Origin of the sequence: Siccirubricoccus soli (genome assembly GCF_024178315.1) — a bacterium.
GTDB classification, from domain to species: Bacteria; Pseudomonadota; Alphaproteobacteria; order Acetobacterales; family Acetobacteraceae; genus Siccirubricoccus; species Siccirubricoccus soli.
The window spans coordinates 1-17,381 of the sequence record NZ_JAMZIK010000196.1; the positions used below are offsets into that span (position 1 = coordinate 1).

Annotated in this window: 17 protein-coding genes; 8 read left to right on the forward strand and 9 right to left on the reverse strand. The window is 73.6% G+C overall.

Translation table 11 applies throughout. The features are described 5' to 3' along the window. Window positions 1-17: 17 nt before the first annotated feature. A complete protein-coding gene (locus NJ376_RS25410; RefSeq protein WP_252956145.1) occupies window positions 18-434 on the reverse strand; it encodes a PaaI family thioesterase in 417 nt (138 codons plus the stop codon). Continuing rightward, window positions 427-1,665, reverse strand: a complete 1,239-nt coding sequence (gene hutI / locus NJ376_RS25415; protein WP_252956147.1) for an imidazolonepropionase — start codon at window positions 1,663-1,665, stop codon at window positions 427-429. Before hutI ends, NJ376_RS25410 begins: the two co-directional genes overlap by 8 nt. Window positions 1,666-1,929: 264 nt before the next feature. Here hutI and NJ376_RS25420 point away from each other — a divergent pair, with 264 nt between their 5' ends. Then, window positions 1,930-2,328, forward strand: coding sequence for a VOC family protein (locus NJ376_RS25420; RefSeq protein ID WP_252956148.1), 399 nt, complete (start codon window positions 1,930-1,932; stop codon window positions 2,326-2,328). A 5-nt stretch (window positions 2,329-2,333) separates the two neighbouring features. Here NJ376_RS25420 and hutH read toward each other — a convergent pair whose 3' ends face one another. From hutH to NJ376_RS25440, 4 genes are read right to left on the reverse strand one after another with little or no spacing between them, the layout of a single operon-like run. Continuing rightward, window positions 2,334-3,833, reverse strand: a complete 1,500-nt coding sequence (hutH, locus tag NJ376_RS25425; protein WP_370288649.1) for a histidine ammonia-lyase — start codon at window positions 3,831-3,833, stop codon at window positions 2,334-2,336. After that, the gene (gene hutU, locus NJ376_RS25430; RefSeq protein ID WP_252956150.1) at window positions 3,830-5,497 is read right to left on the reverse strand and encodes a urocanate hydratase; all 1,668 of its coding nucleotides are present in this window, start codon (window positions 5,495-5,497) and stop codon (window positions 3,830-3,832) included. The genes hutH and hutU overlap by 4 nt, the downstream gene beginning before the upstream one ends. Window positions 5,498-5,507: 10 nt before the next feature. Next, a complete protein-coding gene (locus NJ376_RS25435) occupies window positions 5,508-6,389 on the reverse strand; it encodes an alpha/beta fold hydrolase (RefSeq protein ID WP_252956152.1) in 882 nt (293 codons plus the stop codon). Next, complete coding sequence (locus NJ376_RS25440) at window positions 6,370-7,077, reverse strand: phosphatase PAP2 family protein (RefSeq protein ID WP_252956154.1); 708 nt, start codon at window positions 7,075-7,077, stop codon at window positions 6,370-6,372. Before NJ376_RS25440 ends, NJ376_RS25435 begins: the two co-directional genes overlap by 20 nt. Before the next feature lie 32 nt (window positions 7,078-7,109). Between NJ376_RS25440 and NJ376_RS25445 the strand changes: the two genes are divergently transcribed. The 4 genes from NJ376_RS25445 (at window position 7,110) to NJ376_RS25460 (ending at window position 12,435) form a co-directional block, all read left to right on the forward strand. Then, window positions 7,110-8,015: a lipid kinase gene (locus NJ376_RS25445; RefSeq protein ID WP_252956156.1), complete on the forward strand. Its 906-nt coding sequence runs from the start codon at window positions 7,110-7,112 to the stop codon at window positions 8,013-8,015. A 747-nt stretch (window positions 8,016-8,762) separates the two neighbouring features. After that, window positions 8,763-10,001 carry an MFS transporter gene (locus tag NJ376_RS25450; RefSeq protein WP_252956158.1) on the forward strand — a complete coding sequence of 413 codons (1,239 nt, stop codon included), beginning with the start codon at window positions 8,763-8,765 and terminating at the stop codon, window positions 9,999-10,001. Window positions 10,002-10,327: 326 nt separating this feature from the next. Next, window positions 10,328-11,686, forward strand: coding sequence for a formimidoylglutamate deiminase (locus NJ376_RS25455; RefSeq protein ID WP_252956160.1), 1,359 nt, complete (start codon window positions 10,328-10,330; stop codon window positions 11,684-11,686). Then, window positions 11,683-12,435 (forward strand): SDR family NAD(P)-dependent oxidoreductase, encoded by a 753-nt coding sequence (locus tag NJ376_RS25460; protein WP_252956163.1) that lies wholly within the window; start codon window positions 11,683-11,685, stop codon window positions 12,433-12,435. Before NJ376_RS25455 ends, NJ376_RS25460 begins: the two co-directional genes overlap by 4 nt. Before the next feature lie 51 nt (window positions 12,436-12,486). Here NJ376_RS25460 and NJ376_RS25465 read toward each other — a convergent pair whose 3' ends face one another. Together NJ376_RS25465 and NJ376_RS25470 are read right to left on the reverse strand one after the other, a co-directional pair. Beyond that, on the reverse strand, window positions 12,487-13,149 hold the full coding sequence (locus NJ376_RS25465; RefSeq protein ID WP_252956165.1) for an OmpW/AlkL family protein: 663 nt from the start codon (window positions 13,147-13,149) through the stop codon (window positions 12,487-12,489). A 149-nt stretch (window positions 13,150-13,298) separates the two neighbouring features. Next, complete coding sequence (locus NJ376_RS25470; protein WP_252956167.1) at window positions 13,299-13,547, reverse strand: DUF1289 domain-containing protein; 249 nt, start codon at window positions 13,545-13,547, stop codon at window positions 13,299-13,301. Between the two features lie 191 nt (window positions 13,548-13,738). On the opposite strand from NJ376_RS25470, the gene NJ376_RS25475 reads away from it, so the two are divergent. Both NJ376_RS25475 and NJ376_RS25480 read left to right on the forward strand, forming a co-directional pair. Then, window positions 13,739-15,406: a formate--tetrahydrofolate ligase gene (locus NJ376_RS25475; protein WP_252956168.1), complete on the forward strand. Its 1,668-nt coding sequence runs from the start codon at window positions 13,739-13,741 to the stop codon at window positions 15,404-15,406. Window positions 15,407-15,829: 423 nt separating this feature from the next. Beyond that, complete coding sequence (locus NJ376_RS25480; protein WP_252956170.1) at window positions 15,830-16,264, forward strand: sigma-70 family RNA polymerase sigma factor; 435 nt, start codon at window positions 15,830-15,832, stop codon at window positions 16,262-16,264. Between the two features lie 242 nt (window positions 16,265-16,506). On the opposite strand, the gene NJ376_RS25485 is transcribed toward NJ376_RS25480, so the two are convergent. Beyond that, window positions 16,507-16,755, reverse strand: a complete 249-nt coding sequence (locus NJ376_RS25485) for a hypothetical protein (RefSeq protein ID WP_252956172.1) — start codon at window positions 16,753-16,755, stop codon at window positions 16,507-16,509. Window positions 16,756-16,909: 154 nt separating this feature from the next. Between NJ376_RS25485 and NJ376_RS25490 the strand changes: the two genes are divergently transcribed. After that, the coding region (locus NJ376_RS25490) for a tetratricopeptide repeat protein (protein WP_252956173.1) at window positions 16,910-17,381 on the forward strand (472 nt) is incomplete at its 3' end.

Sequence of the window (17,381 nt, forward strand, 5' to 3'; positions counted from 1 at the left end):
GCGATGCCGGACCCGGCTCACCTGGAAGGGGTGATCACCGCCCAATGCGTGGTGATATGGGCGCAAAGCTCCTCGCTGCCCTCGGCGCGCAGCAGGATCTCGCCATAGACCATCCGCTTGCCGCGCTTGATGAGGCGGGCCTCCGCCAGCACCGGCACGGCGCCGGCGGGGCGGAGGAAATTCACGTTCATGGAGGAGGTGACGCTCTCGTCGCGGCCCTCCGTCAGCGACAGCAGCGCCGCCCACATCGCCACGTCCGCGAGGCCCATCAGCGCGGGGCCGGAGATGGTGTTGCCGGGCCGCAGCAGCTCCTTCCGGAAGGGCAGGCGGAGCAGCGCGGTGCCGCCCTCGGCGGCGAGCAACTCCACCCCCCAGGCGGCGGCCAGCGGCACGCCGCGGTGGATGATGGCCTGCATCTCCTGCAGGTCAGGCATGGGCGATCCCCTCCAGCACCCGGCCGATGCACGGGTTTCCGCCGATCCAGTAGCAGAGCTCGGCGGGGCGGGCGATGCGGAACAGGGCGAGGTCGCAGCGCAGCCCGGGGGCGAGCCGGCCGCGATCCCCGAGGCCAAGGGCGGCGGCGGCATTCACCGTCACGCCGCGCAGCGCCTCCGCCACCGTCAGGCGGAACAGGGTGCAGCCGAGGTTGAGCATCAGCAGCAGGGAGCGTGCGGGCGAAGAGCCGGGGTTGAGATCCGTGCTGAGCGCCATGCGCACCCCTGCCTCCCGCATCGCGGCGATGCCGGGCTTCGTGGCCTCGCGCAGGAAGTAGGTGGCGCCGGGCAGCAGCACGGCGGTGGTGCCGGCGCGGCCCATGGCGGCGAGGCCGGCGGCGTTGGCATGTTCCAGATGGTCCACCGAGAGCGCGCCGTAGCTGGCGCCGAGCGCGGCGCTGCCGACATCGCCATGCTGGTCGCCATGCAGCTTCACCGGCAGGCGGAGGCGCCTTGCGGCGTCCAGCACCAGCCGCGTCTCGGCATCGTTGAAAGCCAGCGGGTCGTGGAAGACGTCCACGGCATCGGCCAGGTGGCGCGCGGCGGGCAGGATCTCCTCCGCCACCAGCTTCGCGTAGTCCGCGCTGCGGCCCTTGTATTCCGGCGGCACGGCATGGGCGGCGAGCAGGGTGGTGACGACGGAGACCGGCCGCGCGGCGCCGAGGCGGCGGGCGGCGCGGAGCTGGCGCAGCTCCGCCTCCTGCTCCAGCCCGTAGCCGGACTTGATCTCGACGGTGGTGACACCCTCGGCCAGCAGGGCGTTGAGGCGCGGCATGGCGGTGGCGATCAGCGCGCTCTCGCTGGCGGCGCGGGTGGCGCGGACGGTGGAGAGAATGCCGCCGCCGGCGGCGAGGATGGCGGCGTAATCCTCGCCGGCCAGGCGCCGCTCGAACTCGTCCGCGCGGTCGCCGCCGAAGACGAGGTGGGTGTGGCAGTCGATGAGGCCGGGGAGGATCCAGGCGCCGTGGCAGTCGATGGTCTCGGCGGCGGGGCCCGGGAGGGCGGCGCGGGGGCCGACCCAGGCGATCTGGCCGCCCCGGGCGGCGACGGCGCCGTCCTCGATGAGGCCGAGGCCGCCATCGTTCATCGTGGCCAGGTGGGCGTTCAGCCACACGCGATCGAACATCGGGTTCTGCTCCGCAACCATATCCGCCTTGCCTCTGCTGGCCATGCTAGAGCAAATCCTGTCCGTTGCGGCGGGTGCTTCGTCGGTCGAGGCGCGCTCCCGCGTGCGCTCGACCCCGTCGAGCGCACCTCAAGCCCCGGCCATGGTCCGGTTCGCGTGTCAAGGATACGCCGGAGGTGCACCGCGCTCCGCGCGGCTGCATCCTTGACGCGCAAACCGGACCATGGCGTTCGCGAATGGTCGCCTTCGGCTGACCGGCTTGAAGCACGCAGCTCGGCAGCGAGCGGCAACGAGAGGGGAGGACCCGGCATGGCACCGCGATCGATCGAACCCTTCCTGATGTTCGAGGGGGACGCCTCGGCCGCCCTCGAATTCTACCTCTCGGTCTTTCCGGACGGGCGGATCGAGGACATCACGCGCTACGGCCCCGGCGAGCCAGGCCCGGAAGGCACGATCAAGCATGCGCGCTTCACCATCTGCGGGCAGACGGTGCGCTGCATCGACAGCCCCGTGAAGCACGGCTTCACCTTCACCCCCGCCTTCTCCTTCTTCGTCGAATGCAGCTCGGAGGACGAGGTCCGGCAGCTCAGCGAGAGGCTGAAGGCGGGCGGCCGGGAGTTCATGCCGGTGGGGAATTACGGCTTCAGCACGCTGTTCGCCTGGGTCGGCGACCGCTTCGGCGTGTCCTGGCAGCTCAACTGCGCCTGACCCCCCTACGCCATCTCCACCAGCGCGGCGAAGCGGCCGCGTTCCACCAGCGCCTTCACCGCCGCCATGTCGGGCGCCATGGCGCGGTCCGCATCCCAGGCGGCGGCGGCGGTGCGCACCAGCCCATGGGCCCGCTCCAGCACCTCGCTCGATTGCAGCGGGCGATGGAACTCGAAGCCCTGGGCGGCGCAGAGCAGCTCCACGGCGAGGATGCCGGCGAGGTTGTCCGCCATGTCGTGCAGGCGCAGCGCGGCGCCGGTGGCCATGCTGACATGGTCCTCCTGGTTCGCGCTGGTCGGCAGGCTGTCCACGCTGCGCGGCGTGGCCAGCGCCCGGTTCTCCGCGGTCAGCGCCGCGGCGGTCACCTGGGCGATCATGAAGCCGGAATTCAGCCCGCCCTCCCGCACCAGGAAGGCCGGCAGGCCGGACAGCACCGGGTCCACCAGCAGGGCGATCCGGCGCTCGCTGATGGCGCCGATCTCCGCCAGGGCCAGGGCGATGGCATCGGCGGCGAAGGCCACCGGCTCCGCATGGAAATTGCCGCCGGAGAGCACCTCTCCGCCCTCCACCACCAGCGGGTTGTCGGTGACGGCATTCGCCTCCCGCTCCAGCACCTGCGCGGCATGGCCGAGCAGGTCGAGGCAGGCGCCGGCGACCTGGGGATGGCAGCGGAGCGAATAGGGGTCCTGCACCCGCGGGTCGCCCTGCCGGTGGCTCTCGCGGATCTGGCTGCCGGCGAGCAGGGCGCGCAGCGTGGCGGCGGCGCGGATCTGGCCGGGCTGGCCGCGCAGCGCATGGATGCGCGGGTCGAAGGGCGTGTCGCTGCCGCGGGCGGCATCGACGCTCATCGCGCCGGCCAGCAGGGCGGTGCGCAGCAGATCCTCGGCGGCGAAGAGGGCGGCCAGTGCCAGGGCGGTGCTGACCTGCGTGCCGTTCAGCAGCGCCAGCCCCTCCTTCGGGCCGAGGGAGAGCGGCGCCACGCCGGCCCGGCGCAGCGCCTCGGCGCCGGGCACCACCTGTCCCTCGACGAAGGCCTCGCCCTCGCCGATCAGCACCAGGGAGAGATGGGCGAGCGGCGCCAGGTCGCCCGAGGCGCCGACCGAGCCGCGCGCCGGAATGGCGGGGGTGATGTCGGCGGCAAGCAGGGCCAGCAGCGCCTCCACCACCGCCGGCCGCACGGCGGAGGCGCCGCGGGCGAGGGAGAGCGCCTTCAGCGCCAGGACCAGCCGCACCACCGGCGCCGGCAGCAGCGGCCCGGTGCCGGCGGCATGGCTGCGCACCAGGTTGAGCTGGAGCTGGGCGAGCTGCGCCGCCGGGATGCGGGTGCCGGCCAGCTTGCCGAAGCCGGTGTTCACGCCGTAGAGCGCCTCGCCGGTCGCCATGCGGGCTTCCAGCGCCGCCGCGCTGGCTTCGACCGTGGCGCGCCAGCCTTCCGCCAGCGCCAGCGGCGTGCCCTCCATGATGGCGCGCAGCGCGGGGAGGCCCGCCGCACCGGGCGCGATCACCGCAGGATTCCCGGCAGGTCGAGGTTGTGTGCGCGGGCGCAATCCAGCGCGATGTCGTAGCCCGCATCGGCATGGCGCATGACGCCGGTGGCCGGGTCGTTCCAGAGGACGCGCTTCAGCCGCCGCGCCGCATCCGCCGTGCCGTCGCAGACGATGACCATGCCGGCATGCTGGGAGAACCCCATCCCGACGCCGCCGCCATGGTGCAGCGAGACCCAGGTGGCGCCGGAGGCGGTGTTCAGCAGCGCGTTCAGCAGCGGCCAGTCGGAGACGGCATCGGAACCGTCGCGCATCGCCTCGGTCTCCCGGTTCGGGGAGGCGACGCTGCCGCTGTCCAGATGGTCGCGGCCGATGACGATGGGGCCGATCTCGCCCTTCGCCACCATCTCGTTGAAGGCGAGGCCGAGCCGGTCCCGCTGGCCGAGGCCGACCCAGCAGATGCGCGCCGGCAGGCCCTGGAAGCTGATCCGGGCGCGCGCCATGTCCAGCCAGCGATGCAGGTGCGGGTCGTCCGGGATCAGCTCCCGCACCTTCGCATCCGTCTTGTAGATGTCCTCCGGGTCGCCGGAGAGCGCCGCCCAGCGGAAGGGGCCGATGCCGCGGCAGAAGAGCGGGCGGATATAGGCGGGGACGAAGCCGGGGAAGCCGAAGGCGTTGGCCAGCCCTTCCTCCTTCGCCATCTGGCGGATGTTGTTGCCGTAATCCAGCACCGCGGCGCCGCGCGCCTGGAAGTCCAGCATCGCCTGGACATGCGCGACCATGCTGCGCTTCGCGGCGGCGGCGACGGCGTCCGGGTCGCTCTCCCGCTTCGCCTCCCACTCCGCCAGGGTCCAGCCGGCGGGCAGGTAGCCATTGGCCGGGTCATGGGCGCTGGTCTGGTCGGTGACGATGTCCGGCGTGATGCCGCGGCGGACCAGTTCCGGGAACACCTCGGCGGCGTTGCCCAGCAGGCCGACGGAGATCGCCCGCTTCTCCGCCGTCGCGCGCCGGATGACGGCCAGCGCGCTGTCGAGGTCGTCCGCCCGCTGGTCGAGGTATTTCGTCTCCAGCCGCTTCTCGATGCGGGAGGGCTGGCATTCGACGCAGAGGATGGCGGCGCCGGCGAAGACGCCGGCCAAAGGCTGCGCCCCGCCCATGCCGCCGAGCCCGCCGGTCAGGATCCAGCGCCCGGCCAGGTTGCCGCCGAAATGCTGCCGCCCGGCCTCGGCGAAGGTCTCGTAGGTGCCCTGCACGATCCCCTGGGAGCCGATATAGATCCAGCTCCCGGCCGTCATCTGGCCGTACATCATCAGCCCCTTCCGGTCGAGCTCGGAGAAATGCTCCCAGCTCGCCCAGCGGGGGACGAGGTTGCTGTTGGCGATGAGGACGCGCGGCGCGTCCTTGTGCGTCTCGAACACGCCGACCGGCTTGCCGGATTGCACGAGGAGGGTCTGGGTCTCCTCCAGCCGGCGCAGCACGGCGCAGATGGTCTCGAAGCTCTGCCAGTCCCTCGCCGCGCGGCCGATGCCGCCATAGACGACGAGCTCGCCGGGCTTCTCGGCCACCTCATCGTCCAGGTTGTTCATCAGCATCCGGAGCGGCGCTTCCGTCGTCCAGTGGCGGGCGGTGCGGTCGAGGCCGCGCGGGGCGCGGATCGCGGGAGCGTTGCGGAAGCGGTCCTGCATGGCGGGGAGACTACCAGATGCGGTCGAAGAAGGCGGCGATCTCCGCCGCGGCGCGGTCGGGGTCCTCGCGATGGGGGAAATGCCCCAGCCCCGGCAGCACCGTCGCATCCAGATCGGTGAAGAATTCCGGCAGCCGGTCGGACCATTCCGCCTTCAGCACCGGGTCCAGCGCGCCCCAGCGCACGCAGGTCTTCACCGTGACGGGGGCGGGCAGCGGCGCCTCGCCGCGCAGCATGGCGAGGCGGGCGGCATTCTGGCTGATATACCAGTTGAAGCCGCCCTGGAGGTTGCCAGGGGCCATGAAATTGTCCACCCACGCCTCCAGCACATCGTCGAAGGCCGCCGGGTTGCCGGCCGACCAGTGGCGCAGGAAGTGCTGGAAGTAGAGGCGGCAGGCCTCGCGGGAGGACCCCACCAGGGCGGCGGCGAAGTCCTTCTGGTGGAAGAACTGGTACCAGATCTCCTTCAGGTGGTCCGGCGCGGCGCCGCGCGGGCCGATGCCGGGATAGGGGCAGTCGAAGAAGAACAGCCCGGCGCAGCGCCCCGGCGCCTCCCGCCCCATCACCTGGCCGACATAGGCGCCGACATCATGGGCGACCACGCCGGCCTTGGGCAGCCCGAGCACCTCCAGCAGCGCCAGCATGTCCGCGGCATGGACCTCCGGCCCGGCCTTGTCGGAGGGGCCGGCATCGGGCTTGTCCGTCGCGCCGAAGCCGCGGAGGTCGGGGGCGATGAGGTCGAAGCGCCCGGCGAGGCGCTGCATCACCGGCTCCCAGCTCAGCCAGAATTCCGGCCAGCCATGCAGCAGCAGCAATGGGCGTCCCGCCCCGGCGCGGGCGACATGGAAGCGCAGCCCGCGGGCGGTGACGGTCTCATGGCGGATCTCGGTCATCGGCCTGGTCCTCCCGCCGCGGATGATAGCCGGGACCGCCGCGCAGCAGCAGCCAGCAGCCCATGGCCCAGGCGGCGCCCAGGCACCAGCCGGCCAGCACGTCGCTCGGCCAGTGGACGCCGAGGAAGACCCGGCTGCCGCCGACCAGCAGCGTCACCAGCACGGCGGCGCCGAGGATGTAGCCGCGGTCCCGCCGCCGCCGCGCCGCGCCGGCCAGCAGGGCGCCGAGGGTGAGGTAGCCGATGGCCGACAGCATGGCATGGCCGGAGGGGAAGCTGGCCGTCTGCACCTCCGCCAGCCGGGCGACGAGGTCAGGCCGCGGCCGGTCGAAGCCCTGCTTCAGCAGGGTGTTCAGCAGCATCCCCCCGGGCAGGGCCAGCAGCAGCAGCCAGGCGGCGCGCCAGGCGCGGCGCAGCAGCAGGGCGCCGAGGGCGAGCAGGCCCGCCAGGCTCAGCACCGCCATGCCGCCCAGCGCCGTCAGGTCCCGCATCGCCAGGGTGAGCCAGGCGGGGCCGAGCGGCTGGCCGTCCGGCCCGCGCAGGGCGAGCAGCAGGGCGGTGTCGAAGCCGCGCGGCTCGCCTTCCACGAATTCCACCAGCAGGATGAAGCCGAGCAGCCCGCCGGCGCCGACGGCGAGCGCGGCCAGCACCGAGACCTGGGCCAGCCAGGGCTTCACCGGAATCTGCATGCGGCCCTGGCAACTCGTGACGGCCCCGGCGGTTGCCGGGGCGCAACAGCGGAAGGAGGGGGACCATCGCCACCGCCCTGCTCATCGTCAACCGCCGCGCCCGCCAGGGAGAGGCGGCGGCCGAGGCCGCGCGCGCCGCGCTGGAGGCGGCCGGGCTTGCCGTCGCGCCCTTCACCCCGCCGGAGGGGATGAGCTGCGCCGATGCCATCCGCGTCGGGCTGGCGGCGCATGCGGTGGACCGGATCGTGATCGGCGGCGGCGACGGGACGCTGAACGCCGCCATCCCGGCGCTGCTGGAGGCGGGGCTGCCCTTCGGCATCCTGCCGCTGGGCACGGCGAACGACCTGGCGCGCAGCCTCGGCATCCCCTTCGAGCTGGAGGCGGCGGCGCAGGTGGTGGCGCACGGGGCGGTGCGGCCGCTGGATATCGGGGAGGTGAACGGGCACCCCTTCTTCAACGTGGCGAGCATCGGCTTCAGCGCCGAGCTGGCGCAGGAGCTGAAGGCGGAGGCGAAGCGGCGCTTCGGCCGGCTGGGCTATGCGATCGCCGCCTTCCGCCTGCTGCGCCGGGCGCGGCCCTTCACCGCCTGGCTGACGCATGACGGGGTGCGGGAGCGGGTGAAGACGGTGCAGGTCTCGGTGGGCAACGGCAAGCACCATGGCGGCGGCATGACGGTGGCGGAGGCAGCGCGGCCGGACGACGGGGTGCTGGACGTGTACAGCCTGGAGGTGCGGCATTGGTGGCGGCTGGTGGCGCTGCTGCCCTGGCTGCGGCGCGGCACCCAGGGGCAGTGGCGGGAGGTGCGGGCCTTCCGGACCACGGCGCTGGAGCTGCGGACCCGCAGGCCCCGGCCGGTGAACACGGATGGCGAGATCACCGCCTGGACCCCGGCGCGGTTCCGGGTGCGGCCGGGGGTGTTGCGGGTGGTGGCGCCGTAAGGCCCAGCCCGGTCGGTGTCCGGGCGGCCGGCCGGTGCCGCGCGGCCGCCGCGGCGCCGCGCCGCTGGCCGGTGTGACCGGCAGCGGACTGCCATGCGCCGCGTGGTCGATCGGGTCTGGACCGTGGTGCGGTCCCGCCCCGCAGCCGCCGCGCCCCCGCTGGCGGGGGCGCGGACCGGCCGGCTGTGTCGGGCCGCGCGCCGCCTGTCGTGGCAGGCGGCAGGGGCGCCCTGACCGAAAGGTGCGGGGTTGTGCAGGGGGCGGCGGCACTTGGGCCTGCCGGGAAATGCCCGGCCTGGAAGTGCCCGGGCGCCCGCGCCGGTCCCGCAGGCAAGGCCGCATTTCCGGCATCCGGCGCATGCGCCGGCAAATTGTGGCGGCATCGGGCCACGGGCGGCCGAGGGGTGAGGACAAAGGCGCGCCGCATCCGGCCTCTGCCGGCGCGCCCGGAGCCCCTGCCGGCCGCCGCGCCTGCCGGGATCGGCATTCGCCCGGCGATTGCCGGCATCCGGCCGCGGCCGCCGGCCGGCCACCGCCGCGCCCGGGGCATGGTCCGCATCCGCCCCTCCGAGATGCCGGCATCCGGCACAGGCCCGGCCGTGTCCTCCGCGCCATGCCCGGCGACTTTTCGCACTGCCGTCATGGGAGGGTCTGCCACAGGCTTGCCTTGTTTGCCCCAATTTGGACACAATATCTATGCGTGACGATATGGTTCGGTGGCAGGGCATGGCAGTATCGAGGTCTGGGGTGGGTGCGGATGGTGCTGCTGCCGAAACCACCGCCGGCGTGCTGCCGCGCTATCTCCTGCTCTACGGGCTGATCTTCGCCGCCTATGGCGTCGAGGGACCCTTCCTGCCCGCCCTGCTCGCCGAGCGTGGCCTCTCCGCCACCGCCATCGGCCTGCTGCTGGCGGCGGGCACGGCGGCGCGGCTGGTCTCGGCGCCCGCGGTGGCGCTCGCGGCCGACCGGTTCGGCGCGCCCAGGCTGCTGCTGGCCGGCGCCCTGCTGGCCAGCGCCCTGTTCGGCTGCGGCTTCGCCCTGGCCGGCAGCCTGGTCGGGCTGCTGCTCGTCTCCCTGCTGGTCTCGCTGGCCCTGGCGCCGGTGAACCCGCTGGCCGATGCGCTGACGAGCAGCGCGGCGGAGCGGGGCGGCGGCTTCCGCTACGGCGTGGTGCGCGGGGCCGGCTCCGCGGCCTTCGTGGCGGGGACCACGCTGGCCGGGCCGGTGGTGGCGGGCAGCGGGCTGGAGGCGGTGGTGTGGTTGAACGCCGCGCTGCTGGCGGCCGCGGCCGTGATGGTGCTCGCCCTGCCGGTCGCGCCCGCGCGGCCCCGGCCGGTGGCGCCGCGGGCGGCCGAGCCGGGCGCGATGCGGCAGCTCCTCGGCCTGGTAGAGTTCCGCCGGTTGCTGCTGGTGACCGGGCTGGTCCAGGGCAGCCACGCCCTCTACGGCGCCTTCGCCACGCTGCGCTGGCAGGCCGCCGGCATCGGGCCGGAGGTGATCGGCGCCCTTTGGGCGGTGGCCGTCGCCTCCGAGGTCGCGGTCTTCCTGCTGCTCGGCCCCTGGCTGCTGGCGCGGCTGGGGCCGGCGCGGCTGGCGGCGCTGGCGGCGGCGGCCGGGGTGCTGCGCTGGGCGGCGATGGCGATGACCGCCGACCCGGCCACGCAATTCCTGCTGCAGCCGCTGCACGGGCTGACCTTCGCCGCGCTGCACCTCGCCACCATGCGGCTGCTGGCGGAGCGGGTGCCGCCGCGCCTCGCCGCCAGCGCCTTCGGCCTGCAGGCGACGCTCGGGCCCGGTTTGGCCGGCGCGCTGCTGACGCTGGCGGCGGGGCCGCTCTACGGGGCCTTCGGCGCGGGCGGCTTCTGGGCCATGGCGCTGCTCTGCGTCGGCGCGGTGCCGCTGGCCCTGCGCCTCGGCGGGCCCGGGGAGCGGCCGAGCCTGCCGGCCGTGCTGCTGCTGCCGCGGGCGGCGCCCCCGGCCGCCTGAGCCCGGCCTCGTCCCAGCGGTGCCGGGATGCCGGCGCCACGGCCGAGGGGCGGTGGCGCCTGGGCCTGGACCTTCCCATGAGTCGGATCCGCTCGATCCCGGAGCCTCGCCCGGCCTTTCGCGGCTGAGTCGGGGGGGCGGCAGATCTTGACTGCCGCGCTCATGCCGGGGCATCGGCGTCAGGCCAAGGCCGCCATGCCGCCCGCGGCCCATGCCGCGCCGCCACGGGCTGCGGCGGCAACCCGCCCGGCGACCGGGGTGCAGGGGCGATCACGAGCGGCGGCCATTCTATTACCCTGCTGCGCCGCCTCCCCTATCCTGCCGCCATGCCGGAATTCCATGCCGCCCGCGCCCTCCTCCCCAGCGGCTGGGCCGAGGATGTCCGCATCGCGGTAAGCGCCGCGGGCGACATCGCCGCCGTCACCCCCGGCCAGCCCGCCGGCGGCCATCCCCGGCTGCCCGGGGTGGTGCTGCCCGGCCTGCCCAACCTGCACAGCCACGCCTTCCAGCGCGCCATGGCCGGCGCCACGGAGCGGCGCGGGGCGGAGGGCCAGGACAGTTTCTGGAGCTGGCGGGAGACGATGTACCGCTTCCTCGGACGGCTGGGGCCGGAGGAGGCGGAGGCGATCGCCGCCCAGCTCCAGTTGGAGTTGCTGGAATGGGGGTTCACCAGCCTCGCCGAATTCCACTACCTGCATCACCAGCCGGACGGCACGCCCTATGCGGAGCCGGCGGAGATGGTGCTGCGCAACCTGGCGGCGGCGCGGCGCACCGGCATGGGTCTTACCCTGCTGCCGGTGCTCTACCGCCATGGCGGCATCTTCGGCCTGCCGCCGGCGCCGGGGCAGCGCCGCTTCCTGAACGAGCTGGAGGCCTGGCAGCGCATCCTCGCCGCCTGCCGCGCGGCGGTGGCGGGCGACCCCCAGGCCGCCGCCGGCATGGCGCCGCACAGCCTGCGCGCGGTGACGCCGGAGATGCTGCGCGCCGTCGCGGCGGAGCCCGGCCCGCTGCACATCCACATCGCCGAGCAGCCGCGGGAGGTGGCGGAATGTCTGGCCGCCACCGGGGCGCGGCCGGTGCAGTGGCTGCTGGACAACCTGCCGGTGGATGCCCGCTGGTGCCTGGTGCATGCCACCCACATGACGCCGGAGGAGACCGCGGCGATGGCCCGCAGCGGCGCCGTCGCCGGGCTCTGCCCCTCCACCGAGGCCTCGCTGGGCGACGGGCTGTTCCCGCTGCCGGAGTATCTCGCCGCGGGCGGGCGGTTCGGGGTGGGGACGGACAGCCATGTCGGCATCTCCGCCCGGGACGAGCTGCGGCTGCTGGAGACCGGGCAGCGGCTGCAGCGCCAGGCCCGCGCCATCGCCGCCAGCGAGGCCCTGCCGCATCCCGGCCGCTTCCTGCTGGAGGGCGCGCTGGCCGGCGGCGCGCAGGCGCTCGGCCGGCCGGTCGGGGCCATCGCGCCGGGGCGGCGCTGCGACCTGGTGGAGCTCGACCCGGAGCATCCGACGCTGCTGGGGCTGGAGGGCGACGCGCTGCTGGATGGCTGGGTGTTCTCCGGCCAGGACAACCCGGTCCGCACCGTCATCGTGGGCGGCAAGCGGGTGGTGGAGGCGGGCCGGCATCTGGCGCGGCGCGAGGTGTTCGGGGAGTATCGGCGCGCCATGCGGAGAATGCTGGGATGAGCCAGGGCGTGCTGGGCGGGAAGGTGGCGGTGGTGACAGGCGGCAGCCGCGGCATCGGCCGGGCCAGCGCCCTGGCCTTCGCCGAGGCGGGGGCCGATGTCGCGATCTGCCACCTCGGCGACGCGGAGAATGCGGCGACGCTGGTGCAGGCGGTGGCGGCCCGCGGCCGCCGCGCCTTCGCGCAGGAGGTGGAGGTGGCGAGCCCGGCCGCGACGCGGGCCTTCGCCGCGGCGGCGGAGGCGGCGCTCGGCCCCTGCGACATCCTGCTGAACAATGCCGGGATCAATATCCGCGGGCCCTTCGAGAGCTTCACCGAGGAAAGCTACGACCGCGTCATCGACGTGCATCTGAAGGGCATGTTCTTCATGGCCCAGGCGGTCTATGGCGGCATGGTGGCGCGGGGCTTCGGGCGGATCATCAACATCGCCTCGCAGCTTGCGCTGAAGGGCGGGCCGAATGCGGCGCCCTATTGCGCGGCGAAGGCGGGGATCATCGGCTTCACCCGCGCCCTGGCCTTCGAGGCCGCGCCGCGCGGCGTGCTGGTGAACGCCATCGCGCCCGGCCCGATCGACACCGATCTCAACCGCGACCAGGTGGAGTGGCGGCAGCGCATCACCGCGACGCTGCCGATGGGGCGGCTGGGGAAGGTGGAGGAGATCGCGGCGACGGCGCTGCTGCTGGCCGGGCCGGGCGGCGATTACTATTGCGGCGCGACGCTCTCCCCGAATGGCGGCGACGTGATGTACTGACGGCCATTCCCCGGAAGGTGCGGGGCGCGATATGCCCCGGCAAGGCCGGCGTCAGAACCGGTAGCGGATGGAGGCGCCGAGGATCAGCGGGTCCAGCTCCACCCGCGCATTCACCGCGCCGCTGTTCACGCTGGCGGTGGGGCGAAGGAAGATCTTCTTCACGTCGATATTCGCCAGCCAGTTCGGCGCGATCTCGTAGTCCAGCCCGACCACCAGGGCGAAGCCCGGCGCGCTGTCCACCCGCACCCGGTTCACGATGGCGTCGCGGTGGCCGCCATAGCCGTAGAACCAGGTGTAGTTCAGGCCGGCGCCGAGATAGGGGCTGAAGCGCGCATTCGGAAAGGGGTGATACTGCATGGTCAGGGTGGGCGGCAGCGCCCAGACATGGCCGAGCGAGAGCGGCCGCCCGGCCGCCGAGCCGCGCGCCTGGATGTCGTGCTGGGTAGTGGCGGCGATCAGGTTGAAGGCGATGTTCGGGGTGGCGAAATAGGTGACGTCGAACTGCGGGCTGGCGCCGTTCGAGGCGTGGACCTTGCCGCCGATGGGGCTGACATCGCCGCCGCCATTGCCCGGCAGCACGCCGATGGCGCCGAAGCCGATGACGACATCGCCCGCCCGCTTGCCCCGCACCCCGTCCTCGGCCATGGCCGCGCCGGCGAGGGCGGCGGCGATCGCCGCGCCGCCCAGCATGCTCCTGATCATCCTGCTCATCATGTCCGCATCCGTCCGGCGGCCCGAAAGGGGGGCGGCCGGCGCTGTTGGTGGCCCCCCGCCCCACCGGCGGCGGGGGAGGGGGCCAGGCGGCGCCACGCGCCGTCGGGATGCGGTCTAGGCGGTTCGGTGCGATGCCGCCTTGATCGGGGTCAAGTTTCTTCTGAAACCAATTCGGCGAGCGAGCGGTCCGCCTTTTTCTTCTTCTTCTCCGCCGCCTTGCCGGTCGGCAGGCCGGCGGCGGCCAGCGCCTCCAGCCTTGCCGGCAGGGCGGCGCGGATCGCCGGGCGGCGGTCCTTCTCCTTCTTCCAGTGCTTCTTGTCCTTGCGGGTCATGCCGCAGCCCTGGCACCAGCCGGTGGCCTCGTCATAGCGGCAGATATCGATGCAGGGGCTCGCCATGCCGGCCATATGGGGTGGCGGGCCAGGGAAGCGAGGGCGGCTTGCCTGGCCGGGCCGGGGACGATAAGCGCGGGGCCCTGGCTCCGCCGCCTCTTCCGGGGGGAAGATGCGGCCCTGGTGTTGACCGCATTTCCGAGTCGTGGGGCCTTGCCGCCCGGCCTGAAAATGCTTTGCGGGAGGCGACGAGTCCCATGGCCACCGACCTCGAGATCGCGCGCGCCGCGACCCTGCTGCCGATCGGCGAGATCGCCGCCCGCGCCGGCATCCCGGACGATGCGCTGATCCCCTACGGCAAGACCAAGGCGAAGATCGACCTCGGCTTCGCCGTGGCGGGCGGGGCGAAGCGCGGCAAGCTGGTGCTGGTGACCGGCATCAGCCCGACCCCGGCGGGCGAGGGCAAGACCACCACCACCATCGGCCTCGGCGATGCGCTGAACGCGCTGGGCACGCGGACGATGATCTGCCTGCGCGAGCCCTCGCTCGGCCCCTGCTTCGGGGTGAAGGGCGGGGCGACGGGCGGCGGCCGCGCGCAGGTGGCGCCGATGGAGGACATCAACCTCCATTTCACCGGCGATTTCCACGCCATCACCAGCGCCAACAACCTCGCCGCCGCGATGCTCGACAACCACCTCTACTGGGGGAACGAGCTCGGCATCGATCCGCGCCGCGTGACCTGGCGGCGGGCGATGGACATGAACGACCGCAACCTGCGCAACATGGTGCTCGGCCTCGGCGGCGCGGCGCAGGGCGTGCCGCGGGAGGACGGGTTCGACATCACCGTCGCCTCCGAGGTGATGGCGGTGTTCTGCCTGGCGAAGGATCTGCCGGACCTGCAGGCGCGGCTCGGGCGGATGATTCTGGCGACGACACGGGACGGGCGCAGCGTCACCGCCGCCGACATCAAGGCGGATGGCGCCATGGCGGCGCTGCTGCGCGATGCGCTGGCGCCGAACCTGGTGCAGACGCTGGAAGGCTCGCCTGCCCTGGTGCATGGCGGGCCCTTCGCCAATATCGCGCATGGCTGCAACAGCGTGGTCGCCACGCGGCTCGGCCTTTCTCTCGCGGATGTGGTGGTGACGGAGGCGGGGTTCGGCGCCGATCTGGGCGCCGAGAAATTCCTCGACATCAAGTGCCGCAGCGCGGGGCTGGCGCCGGATGCCTGCGTCATCGTCGCCACCATCCGCGCACTGAAGATGCATGGCGGCGTGGCGAAGGCGGATCTCGGCCGGGAGGATGTGGCGGCGCTGAAGGCCGGCATGGTGAACCTCGTCCGGCATGTCGAGAATATGGGGAAGTTCGGCCTGCCCGTGGTGGTGGCGCTGAACGCCTTCACCACCGACACGCCGGCCGAGGTGGCGGTGGTGCAGCAGGCCATGGCGGCGCTGGGTGCGGAGGCGGTGCTCTGCACGCATTGGGCGGATGGCGCGGCGGGCGCGGCGGAACTGGCGCGCGCGGTGCAGCGGCGGCTGGCGGCGGGCGAGGCGCGCTTCCACCCGCTCTACGACATCCGCCTGCCGCTTGCCGAAAAACTCGATGTCATCGCGCGGGAGATCTACCACGCGGCGGAGGTGCAGATGCCGCCCGCCGTCGCGGCGCGGCTGCAGCGCTTCGAGGAGCAGGGCTTCCGCGAGGTGCCGGTCTGCGTGGCGAAGACGCAGTACAGCTTCAGCGCCGATGCGACGAAGCTCGGCGCGCCGTCCGGCCATGTGCTGCCGGTGCGCGAGGTGCGGCTTTCCGCCGGCGCCGGCTTCGTCGTCGCGGTGTGCGGCGAGATCATGACCATGCCGGGCCTGCCGCGGCGGCCGGCGGCGGAGGGCATCGGCCTCGATGCCGAGGGGCGGATCGACGGGTTGTTCTGATTCGCCACGGAGGTCCGGGCGCCGGAGTCGCTGCATCGCCGATCGCTTGGCGAGGCGCGATGCGGCGCTGCCCGGCATGTCGGGCGATCGTCCAGCGGTTGCGATGCGTTGCGGTCTGGCGTCGTTTGACGTGCGTGTGAAAGCATTGCGTGACATGGCGTTCAGCAATTCTCGCGAAGCGCGATGAGGCTGCGGCCATCCCACGCAAGCGTGCAGCGGGAACGGCGTCGTTACACGCAAGGGTGTCTCAGTCGGCGCCGCATGGCGGCGGGCTTTCGGATAGTGTCGCGCCGCACGCGATGGGGCGTGCGCCGGGGGGCATTGCCGAGACGGATGGTGGAGGATGAGGCGCCCGAAGCGGACGCCTTTGCGGCGGCAGTCGCGGCGGAGATACCAAGGCTCCGCCGCTTTGCGCGCGTATTGGTGCGGCAACCGGACCTGGCGGACGACCTGGTGCAGGAAACCCTGCTGCGGGCGATCGCGGCACGCGAGCAATTCCAGGAGGGCACGAACCTGCGGGCCTGGCTGTTCACCATCCTGCGCCATGCGCGGGCGGGTGCGCTGCGGCGCGCGGCGCGCAGCCCGATGGTGCATCCGGACACGCTGCCGGATGCGCCGGTCTCCGGCGGGCAGGAGGAGCGGCAGGCGATGCGCGACGTCGCGGCCGCCTTCGACCTGCTCTCGCCGCTGCACCGGGAGGCGCTGTGGGTGGTGGTGGTGGAAGGGCTCGACTACGCCGACGCCGCAAGAGTGCTGGGCGTGCCGCCGGGCACGCTGCGCTCGCGGCTGTCCCGCGCGCGGGAGCAGTTGCGGCGGGCGCTGGGGCTGGACCCGGGGGAGCCGGGCCGGGAGGTGTGAGCAGGGGAAGAGGGTGGCGCGGGCGCCACGGTGGGCGCGGATCCTGCCGGTGGCGAAGCTGCGGGATAGCCGGGCATGCGGGTGGCGCGGGCCGGCGGGTGCGTTGCGCGAGGTCGGCCGGGTGCCGCCCGGCAAGGGCGGGGCCTAGGATGCGCGGGCGAAGCCCGCGGCGAAGGTCAGGCCGATATTGGTGATGAGGCAGGGTCCAGGATGTGCGGGCGAAGCGGGCCCGGCGGCCGGGCTCAGCGCCGGGGCGCGGCCGGCCGCAACAGGCGCAGCATGGCGGCGGGGGGTGGTTCCGCCAGGATCTCGCCATACAGCGCCGCGAGCTTGCGCCCGACCCAGGCATCGAAGGCGGCATCCCCGGTGGGCGGCAGGTTGGGCTCCGGGCAATCCCCGGCGGGGCCTGGGGGCAGGAGACCGGGCGAGGCAGGCCTAGTTGCCTCGGCGCCGCTGGGGCCGGTCTCGCGTGGCTCGGGCGGGCTGGGCATACGGGACCGGGAGTGCTTTCGGGGGAAGTCAACCTGAAGTATGGGGTTCGCTGCGGGACTGCAAGCACGGAAATGTGATGTTATGTTAGGTGATCGCAATCCCGGGGCCGCTGGCCGGTTGCCTGGCCCGGATGCCCTCGCCAGAGTGGCCGGCATGGCGGCAAGGACGGCAGGCGAGCTGTTGCGGGAAGGCGCGGCCCGGCATGGGCGGGGCGAGCTGGCGGCGGCGGAGGCGCTGTACCGCCAGGTGCTGGCCCGCGATCCCGGGGAGCCGAATGCGCACAACCTGCTGGGCGTGCTGGCGCGGCAGCGCGGCGCGCCGGAGCTGGCGCTGCGCCACACCGCCCAGGCCCTGGCACGGGCGCCGGAGGCGCCGGTCTTCCTGGCCAATCATGGCGCGGCGCTGGCGGAGGCCGGGCGGCTGGCCGAGGCGGTGCGGCATCTGCGGGCGGCGCTGGCGCGGCGGCCGGCGGATGTGGTGAGCCTGCGCAACCTCGGCCAGGCGCTCTGCGCGCTGGGGGATGCGAAGGCGGCGGTGGCGCCGCTGGAGGAGGCGGTGCGGCTGGCCCCCGGGGAGGCGGCGCCCTGGCTGGCCCTGGCGCATGCGCGGCGGGAGCTGGGGGAGG